The organism is Porphyromonas gulae DSM 15663 (genome assembly GCF_000378065.1).
GTDB classification, from domain to species: Bacteria; Bacteroidota; Bacteroidia; order Bacteroidales; family Porphyromonadaceae; genus Porphyromonas; species Porphyromonas gulae.
The window spans coordinates 47,881-72,381 of the sequence record NZ_KB899154.1 but is presented as its reverse complement, the minus strand read 5'-3'; the positions used below and the strand labels follow the sequence as shown (position 1 = coordinate 72,381).

The following is a 24,501-nucleotide window of genomic DNA, read 5'->3' as shown; positions in this document are numbered from 1 at the left end:
AGAAGATAACGATCTATATACAAATCATTTACGATAAATATATAGATCGTTTTCGATTTGTATATAAATCGTTTTCCATTTATATATAGATAGAAACTCATTTCTATATAAATCGCAGGCTGAAAAAGGCTTTTTCGAGAGGTGATAAAACAAAGGCAGCCACCGAGTTCTATGGGGAACTCGGTGGCTGCCTTAGATCTTTGAGGAGACTATGGAAGCGTTATTCCTCTTTATTTGTCATAGAGATATTCTTGCTTAGACCGAATAAAGCGGTGGTATGACAGATGCGGAGGGGATGGAACCGGCCTGTCAGGTTGGGCAATATATGTGTCGGGGTTGTATGTGTTTTCGTTGTCATTTGGTTGTAAATTATTTATCAATATCGTTCTATATCAATTCGATAATCACTTTCGGCAAAGAGCTTTATACTCTTGATGGGAGCTTTCTTGGCCGGCAAATATAGTCAAAACCGTCAACCACGTGGAATCGAATTTCCGCATCGCAAATCTTCTCCGCTTCGGTCAGCTCAGAGACTATTCGTTTCCAAAAGAATTTTCGCTGTCAGGAGGAAAAAATCGGATTATTTCCGTTCGATCATTTGGCCGTTATGGAATTATTACTACTTTTGCACCCGGGTAAGTCCTATACGGCATGCTCCCTTTGATTCCCCCAGGGCTTGATCGCAGCAAGGGTATTAGGTTGTAGCGGCGCGATATAGCCAGCTTACCCATCTGCCTCTTTAGCTCAGTTGGCCAGAGCACGTGATTTGTAATCTCGGGGTCGTTGGTTCGAATCCGACAAGAGGCTCGAAAAGAATTGCACCGATTTTCTCAGCTTGGTATGAGAAGTCGGTGCATTCTTTTTTTGTGGCTGTCCTTTTTCTTTCGATGCCTTGGCCAAGCTTCCTCTAAAGGGCCGATAGTAAAAAAGGCAATTTTGGAGCCATCGTTTGTTGCGGATAATCCTTATTTTTGTACTCATTTAAGGGATAATAAAGTTCATGTCGAGGAAAAACCATACCCCCTATCTGTTGCTTTGGATTACGGCTCTTCTACTGATCGTTTGTTTGCCGTTGGAGAGCCAACGCAATCGTGCGTTTACGGTGGTTATCGATGCCGGACACGGAGGACATGATTCGGGGGCGGTCGGTAATGGTTTGCGAGAAAAAGACATCAATTTGGCCGTGGCTTTGCGTGTGGGGCGACTGATTAAAAGCAAACATCCGGATGTGAAAGTGCTCTATACCCGTGAGAAGGATTTCTTCGTTACCCTGATGGGGCGTGCCGAATATGCCAATAAAAACAATGCCGACCTTTTTATCAGTATTCATGTCAATTCCCAAGAGCGAGGTCATGGAGGTTATGGTACTGAGACCTATGTAATGGGGCATGAACGTAACAGTAAAAATATGGCGGTAGTCCAGCGTGAGAACGCCGTCATATTGATGGAGAAAGACTATAAGACCGTCTATAAAGGGTTTGACCCCCGTTCGTCCGAGAGTTATATCATGTTCGAACTGATGCAGAATACGTATCAGGATCAGAGCATCAAACTGGCTCAACAGATCCAAAAAGGATTTGTGGCCAAGGGGCGTCATGACAGAGGGGTGAAGCTCGGCAATCTGGCTGTACTCGTGTTTTCTGCCATGCCGAGTGTTCTCGTCGAACTGGGCTTTATAAGCAATCCGGCAGAGGCTCGTTATTTGGGGTCGGAAGCCGGGCGTGACGAGTTGGCTTCGGCTATAGCCCGAGGATTTGCCCGATACAAGGAGGATTATGACAGACGTTCCGGTAAGGTGTCCGAACCTGCACCACAGGCTACTGAAGAAGAGGATAAGGCCGAAGCCGAAGCTGAAGACAATGCTGCCTTTTCGGCAGATATGTCTGATGATAAGGGAAGTATAGCTCCCAAGGAGCATGCCACAAAGTTGGATGAGGGTGCTCATTCCACGAAGGAAACCTATAAAATACAGATCATGTCCTCGAAGACGAAGCTCAAAAATGGCGATAAGCGATTGAAAGGTTACAAGGTGACCATTGAACAACGAGGCGGTCGATTCTTTTATCTTACAGGAGCGGCTTCCAGCGAGGGGGAGGCACGTCGCCTTCGGAAAAAGGTCAGGAAAAGTTTCCCCGATGCTTATATCGTGGTTTATGAGGCAGGCAAACGTGTGAGAGAGATATATTGATATTGTTTGGAAAGCATTATTAGAGGTAACAATAAAAGAAATGAGAATAAATAAGACTACAAAGATCGGAGCATTGACTCTCATTGCTCTTTTTCTGCTGTACTTCGGTCTGAACTACCTGAAAGGATTCAACGTTTTCAAACGGGAGAATGTGTATTATGCCGCTTTCCCGGAAGTGAAGAACGTTAATGTCGCCAGTCCCGTATTGGTCAACGGCTATAAGGTAGGAGTGGTAAAGTCTCTTAGCTTCGACTATAAGAATGGTCGTTCTATCATTGTGGGAGTCGATCTCGAGTCCGAATATCGTATGCCCAAAGGCAGTCATTTGGCCATTCACCAGACAGCTTTGAGTGGAGCGGAGCTTCGCATCATGCAAGGTGATCCTCGGGATGGATACCTGAATCCGGGGGATACCATTCGGTCTGAAACTCCCGAAGATATTATGTCGGTAACGTCGAATAAGATCGTTCCTTCTGTCGTGAACATGATGCCGAAGGTGGATTCAGTCATTGTCGGCTTGGCGAATATGGTCAATAATCCCAATTTGGCTATAATGATGGAGAATATGGCAGCAACGGCCCAGCGGCTAAATCGTTTGACTGCTTCTTTGGATAAGTCCATCGGGACACAACTGCCTGCCGTCATGGCCAATACACGTACCATCACGGATAATGTGGCAGAGCTTTCGGAGGAATTGAAACAGCTGAAACTGGAGGCTTTGATGGCCGAATTGCAGGCTACATCGGAGAACCTTCGAAGCTTTTCCGATCAAATTCGCAATTCCGACGGTTCGCTCGGGATGCTCTTGAACGACAAATCGCTCTATATGCGACTGGATAGTATGGCTTCGAGTGCGGATGCACTATTGCGCGACCTCAAAGCCAATCCCAAACGCTATGTACACTTCTCCGTTTTTTGATCGCGCGTGAATGAGTATAGTATTTAGCAGATATATAGGTGTGGCGAGACGAATTTTTCTCCCTTTCTTGCTTTTCCTCCTCTTATTACACTCTGTCGGTTGTAAGCAGGATACAAAGTCGGGAGCCGGGCAGTTACTTGCATTGATGCACGAGGCATACGAGCATGCCGATTACTCCGGAGTTCGAATTTTGGCAGACAGTCTCCATCGTCATTACTCCACCGATACGGTGGCCCGTAAGGAGGCTTTGTCTCTTAGCCGGCAGGCCGAGTACAAAGAGTGCGAACGCAATCGTGCTTTCGCCGATAGTGCTTTGCTTGTTCTCTCCGGTCGGATCGACAGCATATCCCGTCCTTTCAGCAAGACGTCCTCGGAGGAGGGAAGATCACCGGAGTTCTATCTCTCGGGGTTCGGTGAGGCTTCCGGCCAGGAATGTACTCGTCTGCGTTGCAGTACGGATACGCTTGGCAATCTCATTGTGCTGAGTGTTTATGCCGGAGCCAAGGCTATCAATCATACTGCTATCCGAGTGACGGATGTGCAGACCAAGTCCACGCTGCAAACTCGCGACATTCCCTACGATGCTGCACTCAACTATCGATTTGCAGATTTGGGGTTGCACTACGAAATAGTGACCTATCCTGCCGAAGAGACGGTGAAAATCGGTGAGCTTTTTGTTCAGGCCGATTCCGAGGGATATGCTCTCCGGATAGATTTGATGGCCGAAGGCAAAGCGATGCATACATTCCAAATATCGAAAACAGGTGTGAAATCCTTGTCGGAGACCGCCCGTCTGGCACAAATTTACAGCTATCGTACTACTCTCATGGGAGAAAGAGAAAAGGCTGAAAAGCGTATCCGTTATTTGAGTGACAAACTTGGTTTATCTTCCCGATAGAGGTCGGCTATTTTTCCTCATCAATTATTTCAAACACTATCATGTCTGAAACGTTTTCGGTTCGGTTTGTCCGCTTATTGCGGCAAAATATGAACGTTGTCTTTCTCATACTCGGTATCGTAGTCTTGTCCTTATTATATCCATTGGTGAAAGACTGGCAGGTATTCGAACCGAAAAAGGCTGCGCCACCTTTCTTCGTGTGGATTTTTGCCATCGTTATGGGAGGAATGGCTGTTGCTGCCGGTGTCAGAGGAGTCATTCGGACAGATGCTACTACCTTCCGCAAGCTGCTGCTTATCTCGTTTGTTGTGGCTGCGGTAGGCCAACTGCTGGGTTTTGCTATCGGTGCGGTATGGTTTTTCTGTGGTATTTCCTATGTGTATGCCATTGCTCAAAAGAAATTCTATCTGCCGGTAGGTATTCTTGTTTTGCTGGTAGCTTACTATCTGTTTCAGATGACGGGGCTTATCGGAGCTGTAGAGACTAAGGACGCTCTGCATACGCTTAAGCAGCGACTTCCCTTATTGGCTTTGCCTTTGGCTTTGTGCTGTTGGCGCCCGACAAGAGCGGAATGGGGCGTATTTCTTTCTTTTTCTTTCCGCCTTGTATTGGTGTACTTATCCTGCATCATTCTTATTTCTCTTCTTTTGACCCAATACTTCGGTCAATCTGTTTTATCTCCTTTCTCTTTCGATAAATTCTATCTCAAGGCTCATATCCCAATGCCTGCATCGAGCTTCTGTATGCTCCATTGGACGCATTTTGCCCATCCCACTTATATCTTCTTGGGCATATTCGCTATTTTTATGGCAGTCGCCGTACGTCAGTATTTCTATCGGGAACAAACGGTATCTACGGTGGAAATGGTCTATGGTTTGGTCGCCTTGTCATGCTTTGCTTTTATTACCCAAAGCCGCTTGGCCATGCTCTTCATTCCCCTGTCGATCATGTTCTTTTTCTTGGTACGAGCCTTTTTCCTATCCCAGAAAAAGAAACTTTTATTCGCCTCTTTCGTCCTTATCATTGTAGGAGGTTTTATCTTCAACGGTCTCTTGTCGCATCGCTTTTTTGCTGACGGAGAGCGTAGTCAAATGCGAGATATAGCGATGGAAGCTATCGATCGGCATCCGTGGACGGGTATTCGCTTGGGTACTATGGACAATGTGCTACAGGCACGGATCGATACGGATATTTTGTTGAAACATCCGCACAATCAACTTTTGGCCGATGGTATGCAGCTCGGGATTCCCGGGATGGTCGTATTGGTGATATTCGTAGGCGGGTTGTTTTACTTTGCCTATCGCGAGAGACGATATGATTTCCTCCTTTTCCTGCCTGCTATCCTCCTGACAATGGCAATCGAATCCCCTCTGATCTTTGTTCGAGGTGCCTATTTGCTGGCATTTTGGTTCTCGGTATTTGCCGTTTCTCCGACTCGAAAGAGAGACTTTGCTTGAAAGATTTTTTTAAGTTTGCCCTGATCCTCAGATGATCAGGGTCTGTTTCCGTACGGCTTGAAAAATGAAAAAGCAAAAGCAAAAACAGGGAAAGCTATTTTATTCCATAAGCGAAGTGGCGCGGATGTTCGATCTGCCGGATTCCACTCTTCGTTTTTGGGAGAAGGAATTCCCTGCACTAAAGCCACATACTTCCAAAGGCGGCACTCGTCGCTATACAGCCAAAGACATCGAAATGGTGCGGCTCATTCACCACCTTACCAAGGAGAAAGGGCTTACACTTGCAGGTACGAAGCAAGCTCTCAAAAACGATTATGATGGTACTACGCGCAGGGAAGAAGTCATCAGCCGTTTGAAAGAAATCCGTCAGGAACTATGTGATATCCGTGATGCCATTGATCAATGGGAGCGGAAGAATATATACTAAGGGAAGAACTGCTGTGATGAATCCCGAATTTGATCTCCTTCTGAAAGCATGGAAAGGAAGTGGACTCGCTGCCGGTATGAAAGAGGATGAGGTCATAGCCCTGCTTGAGAGTTGTTCATATAGGACTGAACGGCTGAAAGCAGAAGAGCTATACGCTATCGGTGGAGATAAGCTGCAAGACCTTCGGATCGTGGGCGCAGGAGAGATTCGCGCTGAGATGGTGGGACCTTCCGGTAAGCAGATTCTGATAGATACACTAGCCACCGGTCGTATCTTGGCTCCGGCCCTTCTTTTTGCATCGGAGAATATTTTACCCGTTACCTTATTGGCCAATGAGGACAGTATTCTTTTCCGCATCGGGAAGCAAGAGTTCAAAGGGACGATGCATAAGTACCCTGCTCTGATGGAGAATTTTATCGGCATGATTTCGGACATCAGTGCTTTCCTCATGAAGAAAATCCATCAGCTTAGTTTACGAAGTTTACAGGGTAAGATCGGAGACTATCTGCTTCGGCTTTATACCAAAGACGGCAGCAGTCGGATCGTTGTCGAATCTTCATGGAAAGAACTTGCCGATCGCTTTGGCGTGAACAGGCAATCGCTGGCACGCAGCCTTTCTCAACTTGAAGAAGAGGGCATTATTAGGGTGGACGGCAAGAGTATAGAAATACTCCAGCCTCAACGATTGTCGAGGCTGGAGTAATCAAATCAAGTCTTCTTGATTATACATGTTTTTTCTTCTCTCGGTCATCGACCGGAGAGGAATACCTACTGCAATGCTCCCAGTCTACTGCCGCAGGCATTCACACACGTTCTCATGCAATCAGTGTCTGAATGTCTTCCTCGACCGTACCGATACCGGCTATACCGAAGTTTTCTACCAGTACTTTCGCTACGTTCGGGGATAGGAATGCCGGAAGGGTAGGGCCTACATGGATATTCTTGACTCCGAGGCTGAGCAGAGCGAGCAGGACGATAACGGCTTTCTGCTCGTACCATGCGATGTTGTAGACGATCGGAAGTTTATTGATATCATCCAATCCCATTACTTCTTTCAGCTTCAGGGCAATAACTGCCAGTGAATAGCTGTCATTGCATTGTCCGGCATCAAGAATGCGAGGGATGCCTCCTATATCGCCAAGCTGTAATTTATTGTATCGGAACTTGGCACATCCCGATGTAAGGATAACCGTATCGGAGGGAAGAGCTTCGGCAAACTCCGTGTAATAGTTGCGCCCATTCTGCCGGCCATCGCAACCGCTCATCACTACAAACTTGCGGATTGCTCCACTGCTGACCGCTTCCACCACTTTGTCCGCGATGCTCAATACCTGATAGTGTGCAAAGCCTCCAATGATGGTACCGCTTTCAATCTCTGTGGGAGGCTGGCAAGTCTTGGCCAAGGCAATGATTTCGCTGAAGTCTTTGCGGCCGTGCTCATCGCTTTCGATGTACTTGAATCCGGGATAGCCCGCAGCATTGGTGGTAAATACCCGATCCTTGTAGGAGGCATTGGCTTTGGGCGGTACGATACAGTTCGTGGTGAAGAGGATAGGGCCGTTGAAGGTTTCGAACTCCTCGCGCTGTTTCCACCATGCATTGCCGTAATTGCCGAAGAAGTGTTTGTATTTTTTGAATTTGGGATAATAGTTGGCTGGTAGCATTTCACTATGCGTGTACACATCTATTCCCGTTCCTTCGGTTTGTTCGAGCAGCATCTCCATATCCTTCAGGTCATGACCACTGATAAGGATACCCGGGCGCGAACCGACACCGATATTTACTTCCGTGATTTCCGGATTGCCAAAGCTTTCGGTATTGGCTTTGTCGAGAAGAGCCATCACTTTCACTCCATAAGAACCGGTCTCCAGTACAAGAGCTGTCAGTTCATCCGCCGAAAGCAATCCCATCGTCACATCGTGCAGCGCGCGTTCGGTGAAGGCATTGATCTCTTCATCCACGTAGCCGAGTCGATCCGCATGCTCCGCATAGGCTGCCAATCCTTTGAGTCCATAGATCGTCAGCTCTTTGAGAGAGCGTACGTCCTCGTTTGTCTCTCTTAGAATACCTACGCCAAGAGCCAACTGATCATACTCTTCCTGCGTTCCCTGCATGGTTACCGCTTCGTTTTTGGGAAGCTCTACACCTTCAGCAAGAGCCAAGCGGTGCAATTCCGCTTTGAGCGCAAATGTTTTCTCTACGCGTTTGGCTATGGAAGAGTAGTCGAAGTTGGCATTAGTGATCGTGGCGAATAGAGATTCCATGATCGTCTTATCTGCCTTTCGGTAATCGGCTTTCACTCCGGCACGCCTCATCGAAGTTGTTATGATGGCAATGCCTTTGAGGTTAAAGACGAGCAAATCCATCAGATTGGCTGTACTAAAGTCCTTACCGCATACCCCTTTGAGGATGCATCCCTTATTGCCTGCTGTTTCCTGGCATTGATAGCAAAACATTTTCTTTTCCATTGTCGAGTCTCCTTCTTTCTTTTGTTAATCGATCGTTGTTCTTTGATGACACAAAAGTAGAAGCTGCTATCCGCCTGAAATGTCGCCTATGCGACACGGAGTACTTTCTCTATTTGGCAATGTAAAAGGATGATATACTTAATGTTTTTTGATGAGAGGACTAAAAACGGATGGAACACCTCTATACAAATACCTCCTTGTCGGAATATGCCAAAATAAACGTAATATGTCGATGAGCCGTAATATAGATAGTTTGGAATAAAAGCAAACGTAGACTTTAATCCAGATTGGTCATTTGAGAATAGCATATAGAATCGAGGCACTACTTATTGCTTTGAAGGAAAAAGAGTTATGTCTAGAATAAGCATGTACTTCACATCAACCGATTGGTGAGATGAAATTAGGATGTAGATGTGATTTTTATAAGAAGACAAGTAGCAGTTATTAAGCAGATTACAAAGAAAATCTCTAATGGCTGCCATTAGAAAAGTAAGACCTAACGACAAATCTGGGTTTAAGTAAGACCAAATATGCGTATGAAGTCTTTAATAAGATCACTCGTTCCCTATTCTTGTCAATATATCGGGAATTTCTTTGAAGTCTTCAATCCATATTGTATTTAATCCTAATTCATTAAAGTCTCTTTCGATTAAAAATAGAGGTAATCTGTCTTCTTCTTTTTTGTTTATTCTTTGTGGCTTATCTTTAATGATAAAATGATTTAATGAATTAGAAGGATTTCTTCTATTTGCAATATCTAATAACCTTCTCAAATTTGGGTCAGTCATACTCAAGCCCAAAAAAAGACATGTGTTTTGACTTAATTTGTTTAGTAAAATTAGGTTAGACCAGCTAAATGGATCTATAAATAGGTTGTGATAGGTATCTTCGCTAAAAACAATTTTATTGTTCTTCGTAATTCTTCCTTTTCGTGGTAAGTATCCATGCACATGGTATATAGGTAATTCAAGTGGGCTACTACGCATCCCTTCCATATAAATGGCCTTATACTTAATATTGTTTTTTTCTAGGTTTTCTTCTACTAAGGAGTCAAAATTGAATGTTATGATTGAATCTAAAGACTTTGATTCTCGTCTAGGTCTTGCTAAATCGACAATTGCTTCAATTATATCACAAGTTTTTGGATTTGATATATATAATTCATTCCGTATTTTTTTTGTAAAATCATTATCCAGAATATACTTAATGTATTTTACTCGTATTAACGGTGATAATTTAGATTCTTCTATGAAATGATTTAGATTTTCTAATGACGGATTTTTCTGTTCCTTAGATAATCTTTCGGCCATGTGTTTAGTTAATCTGGTCAATAGATTATTCCAAGATGGCATACCCGCTGCTATTGAGGTTCCTGCACCTGAAACTAAAGTTAGTTTTCCATTTTTCAACGCTTGAGATAATTCTGAAATGAATTTACTATTGTCCTCCCTTGTAACTTTGATTTTTTCTGCTTCTTGTATGTGGGAGTAATTTGATAAAAAGGAGAGTATTTTTCTTATTCCTCTTTCAAGGCTTTTGTGTAAATAAATACAGTTATACCCATACAAATATTTAGGTATTTTAGCTTGATCTATTAATACAGGTATTATATTTGATTTTCTGTTTGACGTGTTGCCTAATAGAATCAAAAACCATTCTTTTGATGTGTACTCTGTACAAATTGAGTTTTTGCTTATTAGAAAAATGAAAACATCACTCTCTTTTATCGCATCTAATACTTGTTTATGGATTGACTTTCCAAAGATGCTTATGGATGAAAAGAGATCAAAAACTTCATGAGCTTCATTTTTTAAAGCTTGAGAAATTTTTTCTATATATTCTCTATCTTCTTTGCAGCCACTTATGTAAATCTTCATGTTTCTTTTTTTGCAAATATAGGGGTTTTATTTTGTTTTGTTCTATTGTTGGTGTTTTTTCTGAATACTGTATTGATATACCGTTAAAAGTGTTTTTTTGAATCGATTCTAATACTTATTATTTGAGGTTGTTTTTTACTATATTTGCAGCGGAGAAGGAAGACTTCTTGGTGAGGTGTAAGTGTTTATGAATCAATGATAAATAGATGGAGTGTATGTGTGATCGTCTTGTTTGTGATGCTGATCTGTTTGGCTCGTTCGGTGGGCTGTTTTTTTATTGTGAGGTTATGGTACATAGAGAACGGATTGGCGTGCGGATGATGTGTAAAAGAGAATAGGAGAAATTGTCCTCTAAATATGTTAAGGCATCCGCCATGTTCGCAGTCGAACATGGCGGACGCCTTATTTATATCAGATCGTAGATGGCCTTTTTTGATAGGGTGATTTATATATAAACGAGTTTTGATTTATATATTTATTGAAAACTATTTGTATATAAATCGAAAACGATCTATATATAAATTGAAAATGCTTTATATATAGATCGTTGAATGAGTTTCTGAAAAGCGAATTTCGAACAGAAAATATTTGCTTACTTATCTGTTGAGTGTCAAAGTGGAGTTCTTTTCAGACGCTTATTTAGAATGATTCCAAACTCGTCTTCGTTGTTGAAAAGTTTTTTGGTGCGTATTTGGTGGTTATAGGGCATAAAAAAGAGGCGTCATCGACGCCTCTTTTTGTGGGGGGAAAGAACCCGGGAGGGTGGGGAGCTTGTGTTTGATTTGTGGAGAAAAGCTCGCCACTATCGATCCTCGTTGATTCGGGATAGGGACAGTTGTCGTTATTTGATTTGTCCCAATGCTTTCAGGGTGTTGCGGACTTCTTCGGCCGATTCTTTGGCTTTCTTGCCGTCAATAACGATGCCGTCGAGGACTGTCGCTTGAGGTGCCAGTCGCTTCATCTCGTCCAAACACTTGCCCATGCCGCCACCGCCATGTGTGACAAAGGGGATGATGGTCTTGCCCTTGAGGTTGTGCTGATCCAGAAAGCTCATTACGGCAGGAGCCAAGGTGTGGATCCAGTTGGGCGAACCTATGTAGACAACGTCGTAGTCGGCTATGTCTTTGACGGACTTTTTGAGTTTGGGACGAAAGCCTTTCTTCAGCTCCTCTTTAGCCTGCTGGACGAGGGCTTTGTAGTCTTCGGGGTAGGCCTGCTCCGGTTCTATGCGGAAGAGTACGCCTCCGGTAGCCTTTTGGATGTGTTCGGCCACTGCTTGGGTGTTGCCACTGTGGGAGTAATAGACGATAAGCGGTTTTTTCGCTGTCTTCTTCTGCGCTTCTGCGCCAAACGCTACTGCCAGTGCAGCTACAATCACGAATAAGAATGTTCTGAGTTTCATAGTAGGGTATTTTTATGATTTTCCACGGACAAAGGTATTCGATTAGGTCATATAAGCTGTATGGAGTCTTTATTTTCTTTCTTATACCATGTATTATAATGAGTAATCCTTGCCTTGGATATAAACGATGAGAGGGGAAAAATGTAAAAAAGGACAAAATGTCAGTCTTTAGGCGTTGGCATGGTTGTTGGATTTTGTTCGGTAACAACAAACACAGCAATGAACATTAACAACTACACAATCAAATCGCAGGAGGCTCTACAGCAGGCTGTGGAGCTGACCCATCGGCACGGACAGCAGGCCATCGAACCGCAGCACCTGCTCAAGGCCGTTATGGATCAGGGCGAAAGCCTGACCGATTTCCTTTTTGCCAAGATGGGGGTGAATAAGGGCAGTATCGCCACGGCTGTGGACAAACTGATCGAGAAGCTGCCCCATGTATCGGGTGGCGAACCCTATCTGTCGCGTGAAACCAATCAGGTGCTACAGGCAGCGGAGGACGCAGCGCACCGGATGAAGGACAAATACGTCTCGTTGGAGCACATCGTGCTGGCTATTCTGGCTACGCGGTGTGAAGTATCCACTCTGCTCAAGGATGCCGGAGCTACCGAACAGCTCTTGCAATCAGCCATCGAAGAGCTTCGGAAGGGGCGCAGCGTGACCAGTCAGAGTGCGGAGGAGCAGTACAATGCACTGGAGAAATATGCCGTCAATCTCTGCCAGCGTGCCCGCGACGGCAAGTTGGATCCCGTGATCGGTCGTGACGACGAGATCAGGCGTGTGCTGCAAATCCTCTCCCGACGTACCAAGAACAATCCTATCCTTATCGGTGAGCCGGGGGTGGGCAAGACGGCCATAGCCGAGGGTCTGGCTTACAGGATCGTACGTGGCGACGTGCCGGAGAATCTGCGCAACAAGCAGATATTCTCTCTCGACATGGGAGCCTTGATCGCCGGAGCCAAGTATAAAGGTGAATTCGAGGAAAGGCTGAAAGCCGTGGTAAACGAAGTGACCGGAGCCGAGGGGGAGATCATCCTTTTCATAGATGAGATCCACACCCTTGTCGGAGCCGGCAAGAGCGAAGGGGCGATGGATGCGGCCAACATACTGAAGCCGGCTCTGGCTCGGGGCGAACTCCGTGCCATCGGTGCCACTACGCTGGACGAATACCGCAAGTACTTCGAGAAGGACAAGGCTCTGGAACGACGCTTCCAGATGGTGATGGTGGACGAGCCGGACGAGCTAAGCTCCATCTCCATCCTCCGGGGCTTGAAGGAGAAATACGAGAATCACCACAAAGTGAGGATCAAGGACGATGCCATCATCGCGGCCGTGAAGCTGTCGCACCGCTACATTACGGAGCGGTTCCTGCCCGACAAGGCCATCGACCTGATGGACGAGGCCGCCGCCCGTCTGCGTATGGAGGTGGATTCGCTGCCGGAGGAGCTGGACGAGATCTCGCGCAGGATCAAGCAACTTGAGATCGAACGCGAGGCCATCAAGCGAGAGAATGACGAAGAAAAGGTACAGCTCCTCGACAGGGAAATAGCCGAACTCAAGGAGAAAGAGGCTTCGGAGAAAGCCCAATGGCAGAACGAAAAGGACCGGATCAATCAGATCCAGCAGCTCAAGATAGATATAGAGGAGCTGAAGTTTCAGGCCGATCGTGCCGAACGGGAGGGCGATTACGGACGAGTGGCCGAGATACGTTACGGGCTTATCAAGCAGAAGGAGACGGAGATCGGCACGATACAGCAGCAGCTGCACGAATTGCAGCGTGGCGGCTCCATGATCAAGGAGGAAGTGGAGGCCGACGACATAGCCGACATCGTGTCGCGCTGGACGGGCATCCCCGTCAGCCGTATGCTTCAGAGCGAGCGCGAGAAGCTGCTCCATCTGGAGGAGGAGCTACACAAGCGCGTGATCGGTCAGGACGAAGCCATCCGCGCCGTGGCAGATGCCGTCCGCCGCAGTCGGGCCGGTCTTCAGGACCCCAAGCGTCCGATCGGTTCGTTCATCTTCCTCGGTACTACAGGGGTGGGCAAGACGGAGTTGGCGCGAGCCTTGGCCGAATTGCTCTTCGATGATGAGAGCATGCTTACGCGAATAGACATGAGCGAGTATCAGGAGAAGTTCAGTGCCACGCGTCTGATCGGTGCGCCTCCGGGGTATGTGGGCTATGACGAGGGTGGCCAACTGACGGAGGCCATTCGCCGCAAACCTTATTCCGTGGTGCTTTTCGATGAAATAGAAAAAGCTCACCCGGATGTGTTCAACGTATTGCTGCAAGTCCTCGACGATGGCCGCCTGACCGACAACAAGGGGCATGTGGTAAACTTCAAGAATACGCTCATCATCATGACGTCGAACCTCGGTTCGGACATCATTCGCGAGCGGATGCAGAACCTCACGGCGGAGAATCGCCAGTCCCTCACGGCTCGGACGGCCGATGAGGTGATGCAGCTACTCAAGCATACGATTCGCCCCGAGTTTCTGAACCGTATCGACGAGACCATCGTCTTCACGCCGCTGACCGAGCAGGAGATCTACGAGATCGTCCGCTTGCAGCTCGATGGTATCGTGCGCCAACTGGCCGATAACGACGTGGTGCTCCACTACACGGAGGCTGTCGTGGCCTTTGGCGCCAGAGAGGGCTATGATCCGCAGTTCGGGGCGCGTCCCGTGAAGCGAGTCCTGCAGCGATTCGTCCTCAACGAGCTGAGCAAGGCTCTCTTGGCCGATGCGGTGGACAGTACGCGTCCCGTACTCATCGACTGCATAGACGGGTCGATCGTCTTCCGCAACGAATAGTAGCCTCCGGCTGTCTTATTCCTCTTATTCCTTCAAGGCTCCTTCGGGCATGTGGCTTGCCACTCTCCGGAGGAGCCTTTTTTGTGTTTCAAGGGGTGTCTTCGAGTACATCCCTAAGGGATCTATATAGAGAGGATACTATCCTCTCATATGAGACCATAGTATCCTCTCATACGAGACCATAGTATCCTTTCACATGAGACCATAGTATCCTCTTACATGAGACCATAATATCCTCTTATATGAGACTATACTATTCTCTCTATATTTATCATGATTTTTTCAAGAAATGAATTTCACTTTATCGACAGAGGAGTAAGTAAAGGGATGGCCATATCGGTCGGATCCGTCTGTGGTTTTCACTTTCCATACAGCCGTCCCGGAGCAAATGGAGACGGGGGATCGGAAAAAGGACCGTTTTCCCGAAAGAGGAGCAAGGTTTTCCTTCGCAGAGTTTATCGGGTTACCTTCCGGAAGTAGCTGTAGAAGAGGATGCCGAGTAGTGTCAGGCTGATGGGAAAGGCCGACCAGATACCGGCCAACTGCATGGGCGTATTGCCCGATATGAATACGAATCCCAGCAAATAGGAGAGTATCGGTGCCAGCAATACGTGGCAGAAAGCTGCTGCCGGAGCCAGAAAACGGACGCGCTCCATTCCTCGCAGAGCATTGGCATAGATGGCTTGGAGGGCATCTCCGAATTGGTAGACGACGACAGGGATCAACGTAAGGGCAACGATACGAGCCACCTCCTCGTCGGGCGTGAAGAGGAAGGAAAAGCTGTGCCGCGTGAGCAAAAGTAGTACGACCACGACGCAGGCGGTCAGTGCGGCCATTCGGTAGGCCGTGGCGGCTACGCGGCGGACTTCATCGGGTTGGCCGTGCAGCTTGAAGTGACTGATGCGGATGGTGGTGGCAGCACCAAGCCCGTAATAGACGAGGTAGCCGAGCGTGGTGATGACGCAGACGATCTGGTGTGCCGCCAGAGCCTGATCGCCGAGTCGCCCGACAAAAAGGACGGCGATGGTGAAAGAGGCCGATTCGAGTCCCATCTGGACGGCAACGGGGAGTCCGACGGAGAATAGGCGGCGGTAGGCGCGGCGGATATGCGTCTGCCGGCAGAAGGCACGGCGGATCGCTGTCCATGAGGGTCTGCGATAGAGGAAAAGGACGATGGTGGCGAGCATCAGCAAGCGACTCAGCAGGGTAGCATAGCCTGCTCCGAGGAGTCCCATTTCGGGAAGACCGCCTTTGCCGAATATCAGCAGATAGTTCAGTCCGACATTGAAGAGATTGCCCGATATGGTGATATACATCGGGGTGCGCGTATCGCTCATGCCGTCATAGAACTGCTTGAAGGCATTGAATACCGTTACGAGGAAGAGACCTCCCACCTGCACCCAGTAATAGGGGATGGCGAGAGGGCGGAGCGAGGGTGGGAGGTTGAGCGTATCGAACAAGGGAACCATCACGACTGCCACACTTGCGAGGAAGAGTCCGATCGCTATATTGAGGCGGAGGCTGTGCCGGAGCAGGATGCCGGCTTTGAAGTACTGCCCTCTGTGTTCGGCCGATGCCACCAGCGGCGTCAGTCCGTATGCAAAGCCGATACCGAGGATGAGGAGCAGACCTAATATATTGTTCACAAAGGAGGCTGCGGCCAACTCTGCCGTGGAGTGCTGCCCGACCATGATATTATCGGCAAAGCTGACGAAGATGATTCCCAGTTGGCCGATGATAATGGGTAGCCCGAGGCGGAGCAATGCCCCGTAGTGGCCGGTTTTTTGCGTAGTAGCATCCATAGCGTGCTGCGAAAGTACGCCTTTACCTCCTAATGAGAAAGGATACGAAGCGATTCTTCAAAGTATCGGCAGGAAGGGGCTGTGTCAAAATTCATTTTGGCATAACCTGTTTTAGGTGCCTAAGAGTGCGAAAGTACGAGGCTCCAAGACCGATTAGAGTACGTGACTGAAGCTGAATGTCGCAAGCAGTGCAGTAATTTGCGCATGACGATACACCGTCAATAAGAAAAGAGGCCGATCATCGTAATACTGGACGAACCGATATTGATGACAGGCCTCTTCGATAAGGTCGTTGGCAAATAAGGGAAGGAGGGTTTACCGGTACAATCCTTTACCTGCCAGAAGGGTATTGGACATGAGCGATACGATGGTCATCGGACCTACTCCGCCCGGTACGGGAGTGATGTACGAGCACTTGGGTGCCACTTCATCGAATTTGACGTCGCCCGTCAGACGGAAACCGCTTTTGCGCGTAGAGTCCGGTACGAGCGTGGTACCTACGTCCACGACTACGGCCCCGGGCTTTACCATATCGGCTGTCAGGAATTCGGGCTGCCCCAAAGCTGCAATAATAATGTCGGCCGTCAGGCATACCTCTTTGATGTTAGGGGTACGGCTATGGCAGATGGTGATGGTGCAGTCGCCCGGCTCTCCCTTTTGGAGCAAAAGCTGCGATACGGGCTTGCCTACGATATTGCTACGTCCCAATACTACGCAATGCTTGCCTCTGGTAGGGATATTGTAGCGGCGAAGCAGTTCCACTATTCCTTTCGGTGTGGCCGAGACGAAACCGGGCAGACCGATGCTCAGACGGCCTACGTTGATGGGATGAAATCCGTCCACATCCTTGCGCGGGTCTACAGTTTCGATGATCTTCTGCTCGTCGATATGCTTGGGCAGGGGGAGCTGTACGATGAAGCCGTCTACCGTCGGATCCTGATTCAGGCGGTGCACGCAGGCCAGCAGTTCCTCCTCCGTTACATCGTCTTCGTAGCGAATGAGCGAGGAGGTAAAGCCCACCTCTTCGCAAGCTTTTACCTTGCTGGCCATATAGGTCTCGCTACCGCCATCATGACCTACGAGCACGCCTGCCAAATGCGGACGGCGACCACCTTTCTCCAGCAGCTCGTTTACTTCGGCTGCAATCTCTTGTTTTATTTCGCCGGAAATCTTTTTCCCGTCGAGAAGTTTGTATGTCGTTTCCATATATTAGACAACCTCTTTGATCTCAACATTGTTCTTCGCTCTTCCGTCAGCGATGCCGATGCGCTCTCGCCTTGCACTCACTCCGGCTGTCCGAAGAACTCTTTGCGGCCGGTATCTTTATTTATCTCTTCATCTTCGGCATGCGCGGCATCTTCGGCATTTTGCCACCTTTGAATCCCTGTATGGTCTTCATCATTTTACGCGTCTGGTCGAACTGCGTGATCAGCTTATTGACATCCTGTATGGAAGTGCCGCTACCCATTGCTATTCGCTTGCGACGCTGTCCGTTGAGGATAGAGGGATGGGTGCGCTCATGAGGCGTCATGGAATATATGATGGCCTCGATGCTCTTGAAGGCATCGTCGTCTATGTCTATATCCTTGATGGCCTTTCCCACTCCCGGGATCATGGATGCAAGCTCTTTGAGGTTACCCATCTTTTTGATCTGATGTATCTGGGCGAGGAAGTCATTGAAGTCGAACTGATTCTTGGCTATTTTCTCCTCCAGTTTGCGAGCTTCCTTTTCGTCGTATTGCTCCTGAGCACGCTCCACAAGCGACACGATGTCCCCCATGCCGAGGATACGGTCGGCCATACGCTCGGGATGAAATGCGTCGATCGCTTCCATCTTCTCTCCCGTACCGACGAACTTGATGGGCTTGTTTACGACCGAACGGATCGAGAGAGCAGCACCGCCTCGAGTGTCTCCATCGAGTTTGGTGAGGACAACACCGTCGAAATCCAAGCGTGTGTTGAACTCTTTGGCTGTATTCACGGCGTCCTGACCGGTCATCGAATCCACTACGAAAAGGACTTCGTTCGGCTGGATGGCCGCCTTGATAGCCTCTATCTCGCGCATCATTTCTTCGTCGATGGCCAAGCGACCCGCGGTGTCAATGATGACAACGTCGTTCCCCTTGGTCTTGGCTTCGGCGATGGCATGTCGGGCTATCTCGACCGGCTTTTTGCTGTCCGGTTCGCTGTAGACGGGTACTCCGAGCTGCTCGCCGAGGATCATCAGCTGCTGGATGGCCGCAGGACGATACACGTCGCAGGCCACGAGCAGAGGTCGTTTGCCCTGCTTGGACTTGAGCATATTGGCCAGTTTGCCGGAGAAGGTGGTCTTACCCGAACCCTGCAATCCGGACATCAGGATTACTGCCGGACTGCCTTTGAGGTTAATATCCACAGAATGTCCGCCCATCAGAGCAGCCAATTCGTCATGAACGATCTTCACCATCAGTTCGCCCGGACGGACGGAGGTCAGTACGTTTTGGCCGATGGCTTTTTCCTTGACCAAGTCCGTAAACTGCTTGGCAACGACATAGTTCACGTCGGCATCCAAAAGGGCACGACGTACGTCTTTGAGAGTCTCGGCTACATTGATCTCGGTGATTCTCCCCTCACCTTTGAGGAGCTTAAAAGAACGGTCGAGCCGTTCGCTCAGATTTTCAAACATAGGAAATGATAGCTTGCATCTCTCCTCTCGCGATCCGATTCATAGCCGGAGAGGAGGGGAGAGATTATATTGCTGTGATTATTTCAGAATTATCTTGTTCGTTGCAGTATCGGGAAATACTACAGCAGGCTTGAACACCTTGGCTTCCTCCATCTTCATCCAGGCATACGCCATGATGATGATAATATCGCCCGGATGAACGATGCGAGCAGCTGCTCCATTGAGACAGATTACCCCCGAACCTCTTTTGCCCGGTATGGTATAGGTCTCCAAGCGTGCTCCGTTGTTGTTGTCCACGATTTGGACTTTCTCTCCGGCGATGATGTTGGCAGCATCCATCAGATCTTCATCGATGGTGATGCTGCCTACATAGTCGAGGTTGGCCTCCGTAATGGTTACGCGGTGTATTTTGGATTTTAATACTTCGACGTACATGTTGTTTTGCAATTCTCTGTATTTTTTACGACTGCAAAGTAACGGTAAATATATGTATGTACAACAATCGCACTTGTATTCAGTATATCTATATCTCTCTGTGGCAAACATTGTTCGTATGGGATGCAACCGAGAATTGCTGTACTTTTGTTCGGACAGATCAAGTGGGAGTAGCTGCCTGCGCTACCTCAAGACAAATTCAAATTTGCAGTCGAAATGACAATCGAACAATTATATGCAGCCTATCTGGCTCATCCTACGGTGACTACCGACAGCCGCCAAACACCTCCCGACAGTATTTTCTTCGCTCTCAAGGGCGAGCTGTTCGATGGCAATCGGTTTGCCTCCTCTGCCTTGGAGAAAGGATGCGCCTTGGCTGTGGTGGACGACTCTTCAGTCGTTCGTGACGAACGCTATCTCCTTGTGGACGATGTGCTGACAGCTCTCCAGCAGCTGGCTGCTTTTCACCGCAAGAGTCTCGGCACACCGGTTATCGGTATCACCGGGACGAATGGCAAAACCACGACAAAGGAGCTGATGGCTGCTGTCCTTTCCACTACTTATCCTATACTCTATACGGAGGGCAATCTCAATAACCATATAGGAGTGCCTTTGACTTTGTTGAGGCTCAAAGCCGAACACCGGATAGCTATTATCGAGATGGGTGCCAATAAGCCCGGAGACATTGCCGAGCTGACGCGTATAGCCCGTCCTAACTTTGGACTGATTACCAATATCGGTCGGGCGCATTTACAGGGCTTCGGCTCTTTGGAAGGGGTAAGGCGTACCAAGGGAGAACTTTATGATTTCATTCGAGCAGAGGGTGGGATCCTCTTCTTGAATTTCGATGATGATACCCTCGTCGATATGTCGCAGGGACTGCAATCGGTCTCTTACGGTACCTCGGCAGATGCCACGGTTCGAGGACGAATAGTTGCAAACAACACGCCTTATCTCTGCTTCGATTTATTCGGCTCATCGAGTGAGCAGAGGATTTGCACCAATCTCGTGGGCGACTACAATCTGCCGAATGCTTTGGCTGCCGTAACGACAGGACGCTTTTTCGATGTCCCCGATGAAGCCATTGTATCGGCTCTTGCTACTTACAGACCGAGTAATAATCGCTCCCAATGGATCGAAACGGAGCGAGGCAATTCCCTGATTGTGGATGCCTATAATGCCAATCCGGTGAGCATGCACGCGGCACTCGACAATTTCGATTCCCTGCATACCGATAAACCTCTTGTGCTTATCCTCGGCGACATGAACGAACTGGGCGCAGAGAGCAAGCGTGAGCATATGGCTCTTCTCGAACGTATCAATACCGGTCGGTATCGGCGGATATTGCTATGCGGTCCTTGCCTGACGGCTTTGGCGGATAGCTTCCCCAACGGAGCAACGGGATTTGCCGACAATGTTGCTCTCGAAGAGTATTTGAAAGCTCATCCCATTCACGATTCTCTCATCCTGCTCAAAGGATCGCACGGTATCCACCTCGAAAAGATAATTCCTCTATGTTGAAGCAAACCCTTGCTCAAAGGCAGCAACAAAATCTCTCTGCACAGCAGATCCAGCAAATCAAACTCTTGGAGCTTCCTGCCATTGAGTTGGAAGAGAGGATACAGAAAGAACTGGAGGCTAACCCTGCTTTGGAAGAAGGAGCGTATGATGATGAGGTATCCGGCAGTGTGGATGGAACCGAAGACAATCTGATGGGGGATGACACCTCCGACCTCTCATTGGGCGATTACCGTACCGAGGAAGATATTCCGGAATACAAGCTGCGCGAAATACAGGATCGCAACAGCCGACGAGAGGAAATACCTTTTTCTTCCGCTGCACCTTCGATCAACGATCGTTTGGTCGAACAGCTGAAGTTCCTGCCTCTGACGGATCGACAGCAACAACTTGCTCCTTATATTATTGGTAACATAGAAGAAGATGGCTATCTGCATCGCGATCTGGAGGAGATTCTGGACGATCTCGCCTTCCGTGCCGGTATCGAAGCGGACCAAAAGGAAGTGGAGGAAGTGATAGGATTGGTACAGAGCCTCGATCCTCCCGGTATATGTGCCAGAGATCTCAAAGAATGTCTGCTACTTCAGTTGGAGCGATTGCCGGATACGACAACTCGGCAGACAGCCCTCCATATTCTTACGAACCATTATGACGACTTTGTCTCCAAACGGTTCGAGCAGTTGCAGGAGGAGGCATCTCTTTCCGACTCGGAAATGAAGGAAGCCTTCGGGCTGATCATGCAGCTCAATCCCAAACCCGCTAATGGATGGGGAGACGATGCCGAAGCAGCCATGAACAGGGTATATCCCGATTTCATCGTCGAGCGTATGGGAGATGATCTGGTCGTGTCGCTTACCCGTGGTGGTGATATTCAGCCCTTGCGCGTCAGTAAGGTCTATCAGGAGATGATGCAGGATTATCAGGGCTCTGCTAAGAATCGTTCACGCGAACGCAAGCAAACACTTCTTTTCGTCAAGCAGAAAGTGGATCAGGCACAATGGTTCATCGAAGCCATTCGTCAGCGTCGGGAAACACTACAGAGGACGATGGAGGCCATAGTACGGCTACAGGATGCTTATTTCAGAAGTGGAGAACTTGCCGATCTGAAGCCTATGATTCTGAAAGATGTGGCCGATCCGACGGGTTACGATGTCAGTACGATCTCTCGGGTGAGCAACAGTAAATATGTACAGACCGACTTCGGAATCTTCTCCCTGAAGCACTTTTTCAGCGATGGCACTGTGAATGATAAGGGAGAGGAAGTATCCACACGTGAGGTCAAGCGAGTACTTGCCGAAGCCATCGACTCCGAGGACAAGAGATCTCCCCTGAATGATACCGAGTTGGCTGAGGTTTTGGCCGAAAGCGGTTATCGACTGGCTCGTCGTACCGTTGCCAAGTATCGGGAGCAGCTCGGTTATCCCACAGCAAGGATGCGGAAAGAAGTCGTATAGAAAGGCTCTGTCAGACGTACGTACTCAGGCGAATAGAAGCCTGTGGCAGGATGAATGATGAGAGTATCGGTGAGTGGCGATCGGTCGATAGCGGTATCGGCAGGTCGCCATTCGCTTAGGAGTCGTTTAGGTCCTTTATGGGGTAGAGTACACACCTCGGTCAAGCGAGACGGGGCCAAGTGATAGGTAGCTGCATACAGGCGTAAATCCTTTAGCCGGTCATGGGGCGTAATGAATGCCAATCGTCCTTGCGGAGAGAGCAATTCGGAGGCACGGCATATCAGTCTTTCCAATGGCAGGGTTTCTTCATGTCGTGCCATGGTACGCTGCCTGTCGGGGGCATGCAGGGAGGATTTGAAGAAAGGCGGATTCGAGACGATCAGGTCGAAACGTTGATCCCCGATAAGGCTTTCGAGCGATGAATCCAAAATATCTCCAGAAGCGATCGCTATTCGATCGGAAAAAGGAGAAGCAGCGGCGTTTGCACGAGCACATTCGGCAGCGGCAGTATCTATTTCTATTCCCTGTACCCGGGCCTGTGGAAATCGCTGTGCCAACATTAAGGCTATCAGCCCTGTGCCCGTGCCTATGTCCAGACAATGCCGGGGCATACTTCCGGCTGCATCCTCTCCGGCCCATGCTCCGAGCAGGACGCCATCGGTACCCACGCGCATGGCACAACCTGTTTGGTCGATGTCGAATTGTTTGAAGGAAAAAATATCTGTCGGCATAAGGGCGGTACAGAATGAAGAGTCATTGTTTCGTTGTATCCTTTTCGGATTTCTCCCCCTTCCACCACCGCTTCATCCGCTCTCCCAGTTTGGCTTCATGTGCCGTGTGCATTTGAGGAGTCCAGAAAGAGACGTCAGCAGCTTTGTCGGGCAGATATTGCTGTGAGACGAAGTGCTCCGGAAAATCATGCGAGTATTTATATCCCTTACCATAGTCGAGGTCGGCCATCAGACGGGTAGGGGCATTACGCAGGTGTAGGGGCACAGGGAGATTGCCTGATCGGCGGACATATTCGAGAGCGGAGTCGATGGCCAAATAAGCCGAATTGCTCTTCTCCGAAGTAGCCAAATAAATGGTAGCCTCGGCCAATGGAATACGGCCTTCGGGCCAGCCGATCCGGTCTAAAGCCTCGGCACAGGCCGTGGCGATGAGCATGGCGTTCGGATTGGCCAGACCGATGTCCTCCGCAGCCGATATGATCAGCCTGCGAGCGATGAATGAGGGTTCTTCCCCACCATCGATAAGGCGCGCCAGCCAGTAAATAGCCGCATCGGGATCACTGCCCCGAATACTTTTGATAAAGGCGGATGCTATATCGTAGTGCAGTTCGCCTCCCTTGTCGAAAGCAGCAGGGTTTTCTTGCAATCGCCGGCGTATCTTTTCGTTGGTAATGACGAGCCGGTCTTCTACTTCGCTTGTAGCCAGAAGGTCGAGGATGTTCAGCATCTTTCGCGCATCGCCTCCGGCATAGAGAAGCAGAGCTTCTGTCTCCTCCAGTACAGGATGCTTGGCGGCCAGCAGTTCGTCCCGATCGATAGCCCTGTGTGCCAGTAGCAGCAGATCCTCATCACTTTGGGGTTTGAGCACATAGACCTGACAGCGCGAGAGGAGCGGACGTATCACTTCGAAACTCGGATTTTCGGTCGTGGCACCGATCAGCGTCACTATCCCTCGCTCTACGGCTGCCAGAAGCGAATCCTGCTGACTCTTGCTGAAACGGTGTATCTCATCTATGAAGAGGATGGCGCGTCCGCCTTTGTCGAACAGATTGCCACGATTGGATTCGATGTCGGCTATCACTTCTCGCACTTCTTTCACACCGGAGCTGACCGCACTCAATGTATAGAAAGGTGCATCCACTTCGTGAGCAATGATTTCGGCCAGCGTGGTCTTGCCTACTCCGGGAGGCCCCCACAGAATCATGGATGGCACCTGTCCCTGTTCGATCATCCGCCGGAGCACAGCTCCCGGTCCGATCAGATGCTGCTGCCCCACATAGTCGACCAGCATCTTGGGACGCATTCTCTCTGCCAAGGGTATTTGTTTCATGCCGCTAAGGTACATAATTGGGATACGATCCGCATGTACGCGAGTGGAAACTGCCATTAAACGGGAAAGCGAGAGGAAAGTCTATAGAAGTATCATTTCCTTATTTTTACAGAGCAGAT

Annotated in this window: 18 protein-coding genes and 1 tRNA gene; 10 read left to right on the top strand and 9 right to left on the bottom strand. The window is 48.7% G+C overall.

Annotated features, from left to right (window positions below):
• The first annotated feature begins 733 nt into the window (after positions 1-733).
• From F452_RS0103820 to hcpR, 7 genes are all read left to right on the top strand, one after another.
• Positions 734-807: transfer RNA gene (locus tag F452_RS0103820), tRNA-Thr, on the top strand.
• 193 nt (positions 808-1,000) lie between these two features.
• The gene (locus F452_RS0103815; protein WP_018964917.1) at positions 1,001-2,188 is read left to right on the top strand and encodes an N-acetylmuramoyl-L-alanine amidase family protein; all 1,188 of its coding nucleotides are present in this window, start codon (positions 1,001-1,003) and stop codon (positions 2,186-2,188) included.
• A 40-nt stretch (positions 2,189-2,228) separates the two neighbouring features.
• Complete coding sequence (locus F452_RS0103810; protein ID WP_018964916.1) at positions 2,229-3,107, top strand: MlaD family protein; 879 nt, start codon at positions 2,229-2,231, stop codon at positions 3,105-3,107.
• 10 nt (positions 3,108-3,117) lie between these two features.
• The gene (locus F452_RS0103805) at positions 3,118-4,005 is read left to right on the top strand and encodes a hypothetical protein (protein WP_018964915.1); all 888 of its coding nucleotides are present in this window, start codon (positions 3,118-3,120) and stop codon (positions 4,003-4,005) included.
• A 41-nt stretch (positions 4,006-4,046) separates the two neighbouring features.
• A complete protein-coding gene (locus tag F452_RS0103800) occupies positions 4,047-5,462 on the top strand; it encodes an O-antigen ligase family protein (protein WP_026292161.1) in 1,416 nt (471 codons plus the stop codon).
• A 64-nt stretch (positions 5,463-5,526) separates the two neighbouring features.
• Complete coding sequence (locus F452_RS0103795) at positions 5,527-5,889, top strand: MerR family transcriptional regulator (protein ID WP_018964913.1); 363 nt, start codon at positions 5,527-5,529, stop codon at positions 5,887-5,889.
• 16 nt (positions 5,890-5,905) lie between these two features.
• On the top strand, positions 5,906-6,592 hold the full coding sequence (gene hcpR, locus F452_RS0103790; RefSeq protein WP_018964912.1) for a nitrosative stress-sensing transcriptional regulator HcpR: 687 nt from the start codon (positions 5,906-5,908) through the stop codon (positions 6,590-6,592).
• A 112-nt stretch (positions 6,593-6,704) separates the two neighbouring features.
• Here hcpR and hcp read toward each other — a convergent pair whose 3' ends face one another.
• The 3 genes from hcp to F452_RS0103770 all read right to left on the bottom strand — a co-directional run bounded on the left by hcp (position 6,705) and on the right by F452_RS0103770 (position 11,636).
• A complete protein-coding gene (gene hcp, locus F452_RS0103785) occupies positions 6,705-8,357 on the bottom strand; it encodes a hydroxylamine reductase (RefSeq protein ID WP_018964911.1) in 1,653 nt (550 codons plus the stop codon).
• 554 nt (positions 8,358-8,911) lie between these two features.
• On the bottom strand, positions 8,912-10,234 hold the full coding sequence (locus tag F452_RS0103780) for an SIR2 family protein (protein WP_004584412.1): 1,323 nt from the start codon (positions 10,232-10,234) through the stop codon (positions 8,912-8,914).
• An 841-nt stretch (positions 10,235-11,075) separates the two neighbouring features.
• Positions 11,076-11,636, bottom strand: a complete 561-nt coding sequence (locus F452_RS0103770; RefSeq protein ID WP_018964910.1) for a flavodoxin — start codon at positions 11,634-11,636, stop codon at positions 11,076-11,078.
• Between the two features lie 219 nt (positions 11,637-11,855).
• Between F452_RS0103770 and clpB the strand changes: the two genes are divergently transcribed.
• A complete protein-coding gene (gene clpB / locus F452_RS0103765; protein ID WP_018964909.1) occupies positions 11,856-14,447 on the top strand; it encodes an ATP-dependent chaperone ClpB in 2,592 nt (863 codons plus the stop codon).
• Between the two features lie 455 nt (positions 14,448-14,902).
• On the opposite strand, the gene F452_RS0103760 is transcribed toward clpB, so the two are convergent.
• The 4 genes from F452_RS0103760 to panD all read right to left on the bottom strand — a co-directional run bounded on the left by F452_RS0103760 (position 14,903) and on the right by panD (position 19,349).
• Positions 14,903-16,249 (bottom strand): MATE family efflux transporter, encoded by a 1,347-nt coding sequence (locus tag F452_RS0103760; protein ID WP_018964908.1) that lies wholly within the window; start codon positions 16,247-16,249, stop codon positions 14,903-14,905.
• 315 nt (positions 16,250-16,564) lie between these two features.
• Positions 16,565-17,455 carry a bifunctional methylenetetrahydrofolate dehydrogenase/methenyltetrahydrofolate cyclohydrolase FolD gene (gene folD / locus F452_RS0103755; protein ID WP_018964907.1) on the bottom strand — a complete coding sequence of 297 codons (891 nt, stop codon included), beginning with the start codon at positions 17,453-17,455 and terminating at the stop codon, positions 16,565-16,567.
• 121 nt (positions 17,456-17,576) lie between these two features.
• Positions 17,577-18,914: a signal recognition particle protein gene (gene ffh, locus F452_RS0103750; RefSeq protein WP_018964906.1), complete on the bottom strand. Its 1,338-nt coding sequence runs from the start codon at positions 18,912-18,914 to the stop codon at positions 17,577-17,579.
• Positions 18,915-18,992: 78 nt separating this feature from the next.
• Positions 18,993-19,349 (bottom strand): aspartate 1-decarboxylase, encoded by a 357-nt coding sequence (panD, locus tag F452_RS0103745; RefSeq protein WP_018964905.1) that lies wholly within the window; start codon positions 19,347-19,349, stop codon positions 18,993-18,995.
• A gap of 216 nt (positions 19,350-19,565) precedes the next feature.
• On the opposite strand from panD, the gene F452_RS0103740 reads away from it, so the two are divergent.
• Together F452_RS0103740 and rpoN are read left to right on the top strand one after the other, a co-directional pair.
• Entirely contained in the window at positions 19,566-20,870 is a 1,305-nt protein-coding gene (locus F452_RS0103740; protein ID WP_018964904.1) for a UDP-N-acetylmuramoyl-tripeptide--D-alanyl-D-alanine ligase, read from the top strand.
• Positions 20,864-22,321: an RNA polymerase factor sigma-54 gene (gene rpoN / locus F452_RS0103735; protein ID WP_018964903.1), complete on the top strand. Its 1,458-nt coding sequence runs from the start codon at positions 20,864-20,866 to the stop codon at positions 22,319-22,321. Before F452_RS0103740 ends, rpoN begins: the two co-directional genes overlap by 7 nt.
• On the opposite strand, the gene F452_RS0103730 is transcribed toward rpoN, so the two are convergent.
• Both F452_RS0103730 and F452_RS0103725 read right to left on the bottom strand, forming a co-directional pair.
• The gene (locus F452_RS0103730; RefSeq protein ID WP_018964902.1) at positions 22,285-23,052 is read right to left on the bottom strand and encodes a tRNA1(Val) (adenine(37)-N6)-methyltransferase; all 768 of its coding nucleotides are present in this window, start codon (positions 23,050-23,052) and stop codon (positions 22,285-22,287) included. The two genes, rpoN and F452_RS0103730, sit on opposite strands and share 37 nt — an antisense overlap.
• Before the next feature lie 22 nt (positions 23,053-23,074).
• Positions 23,075-24,382, bottom strand: a complete 1,308-nt coding sequence (locus F452_RS0103725) for a replication-associated recombination protein A (RefSeq protein ID WP_033317135.1) — start codon at positions 24,380-24,382, stop codon at positions 23,075-23,077.
• Positions 24,383-24,501 lie beyond the last annotated feature (119 nt).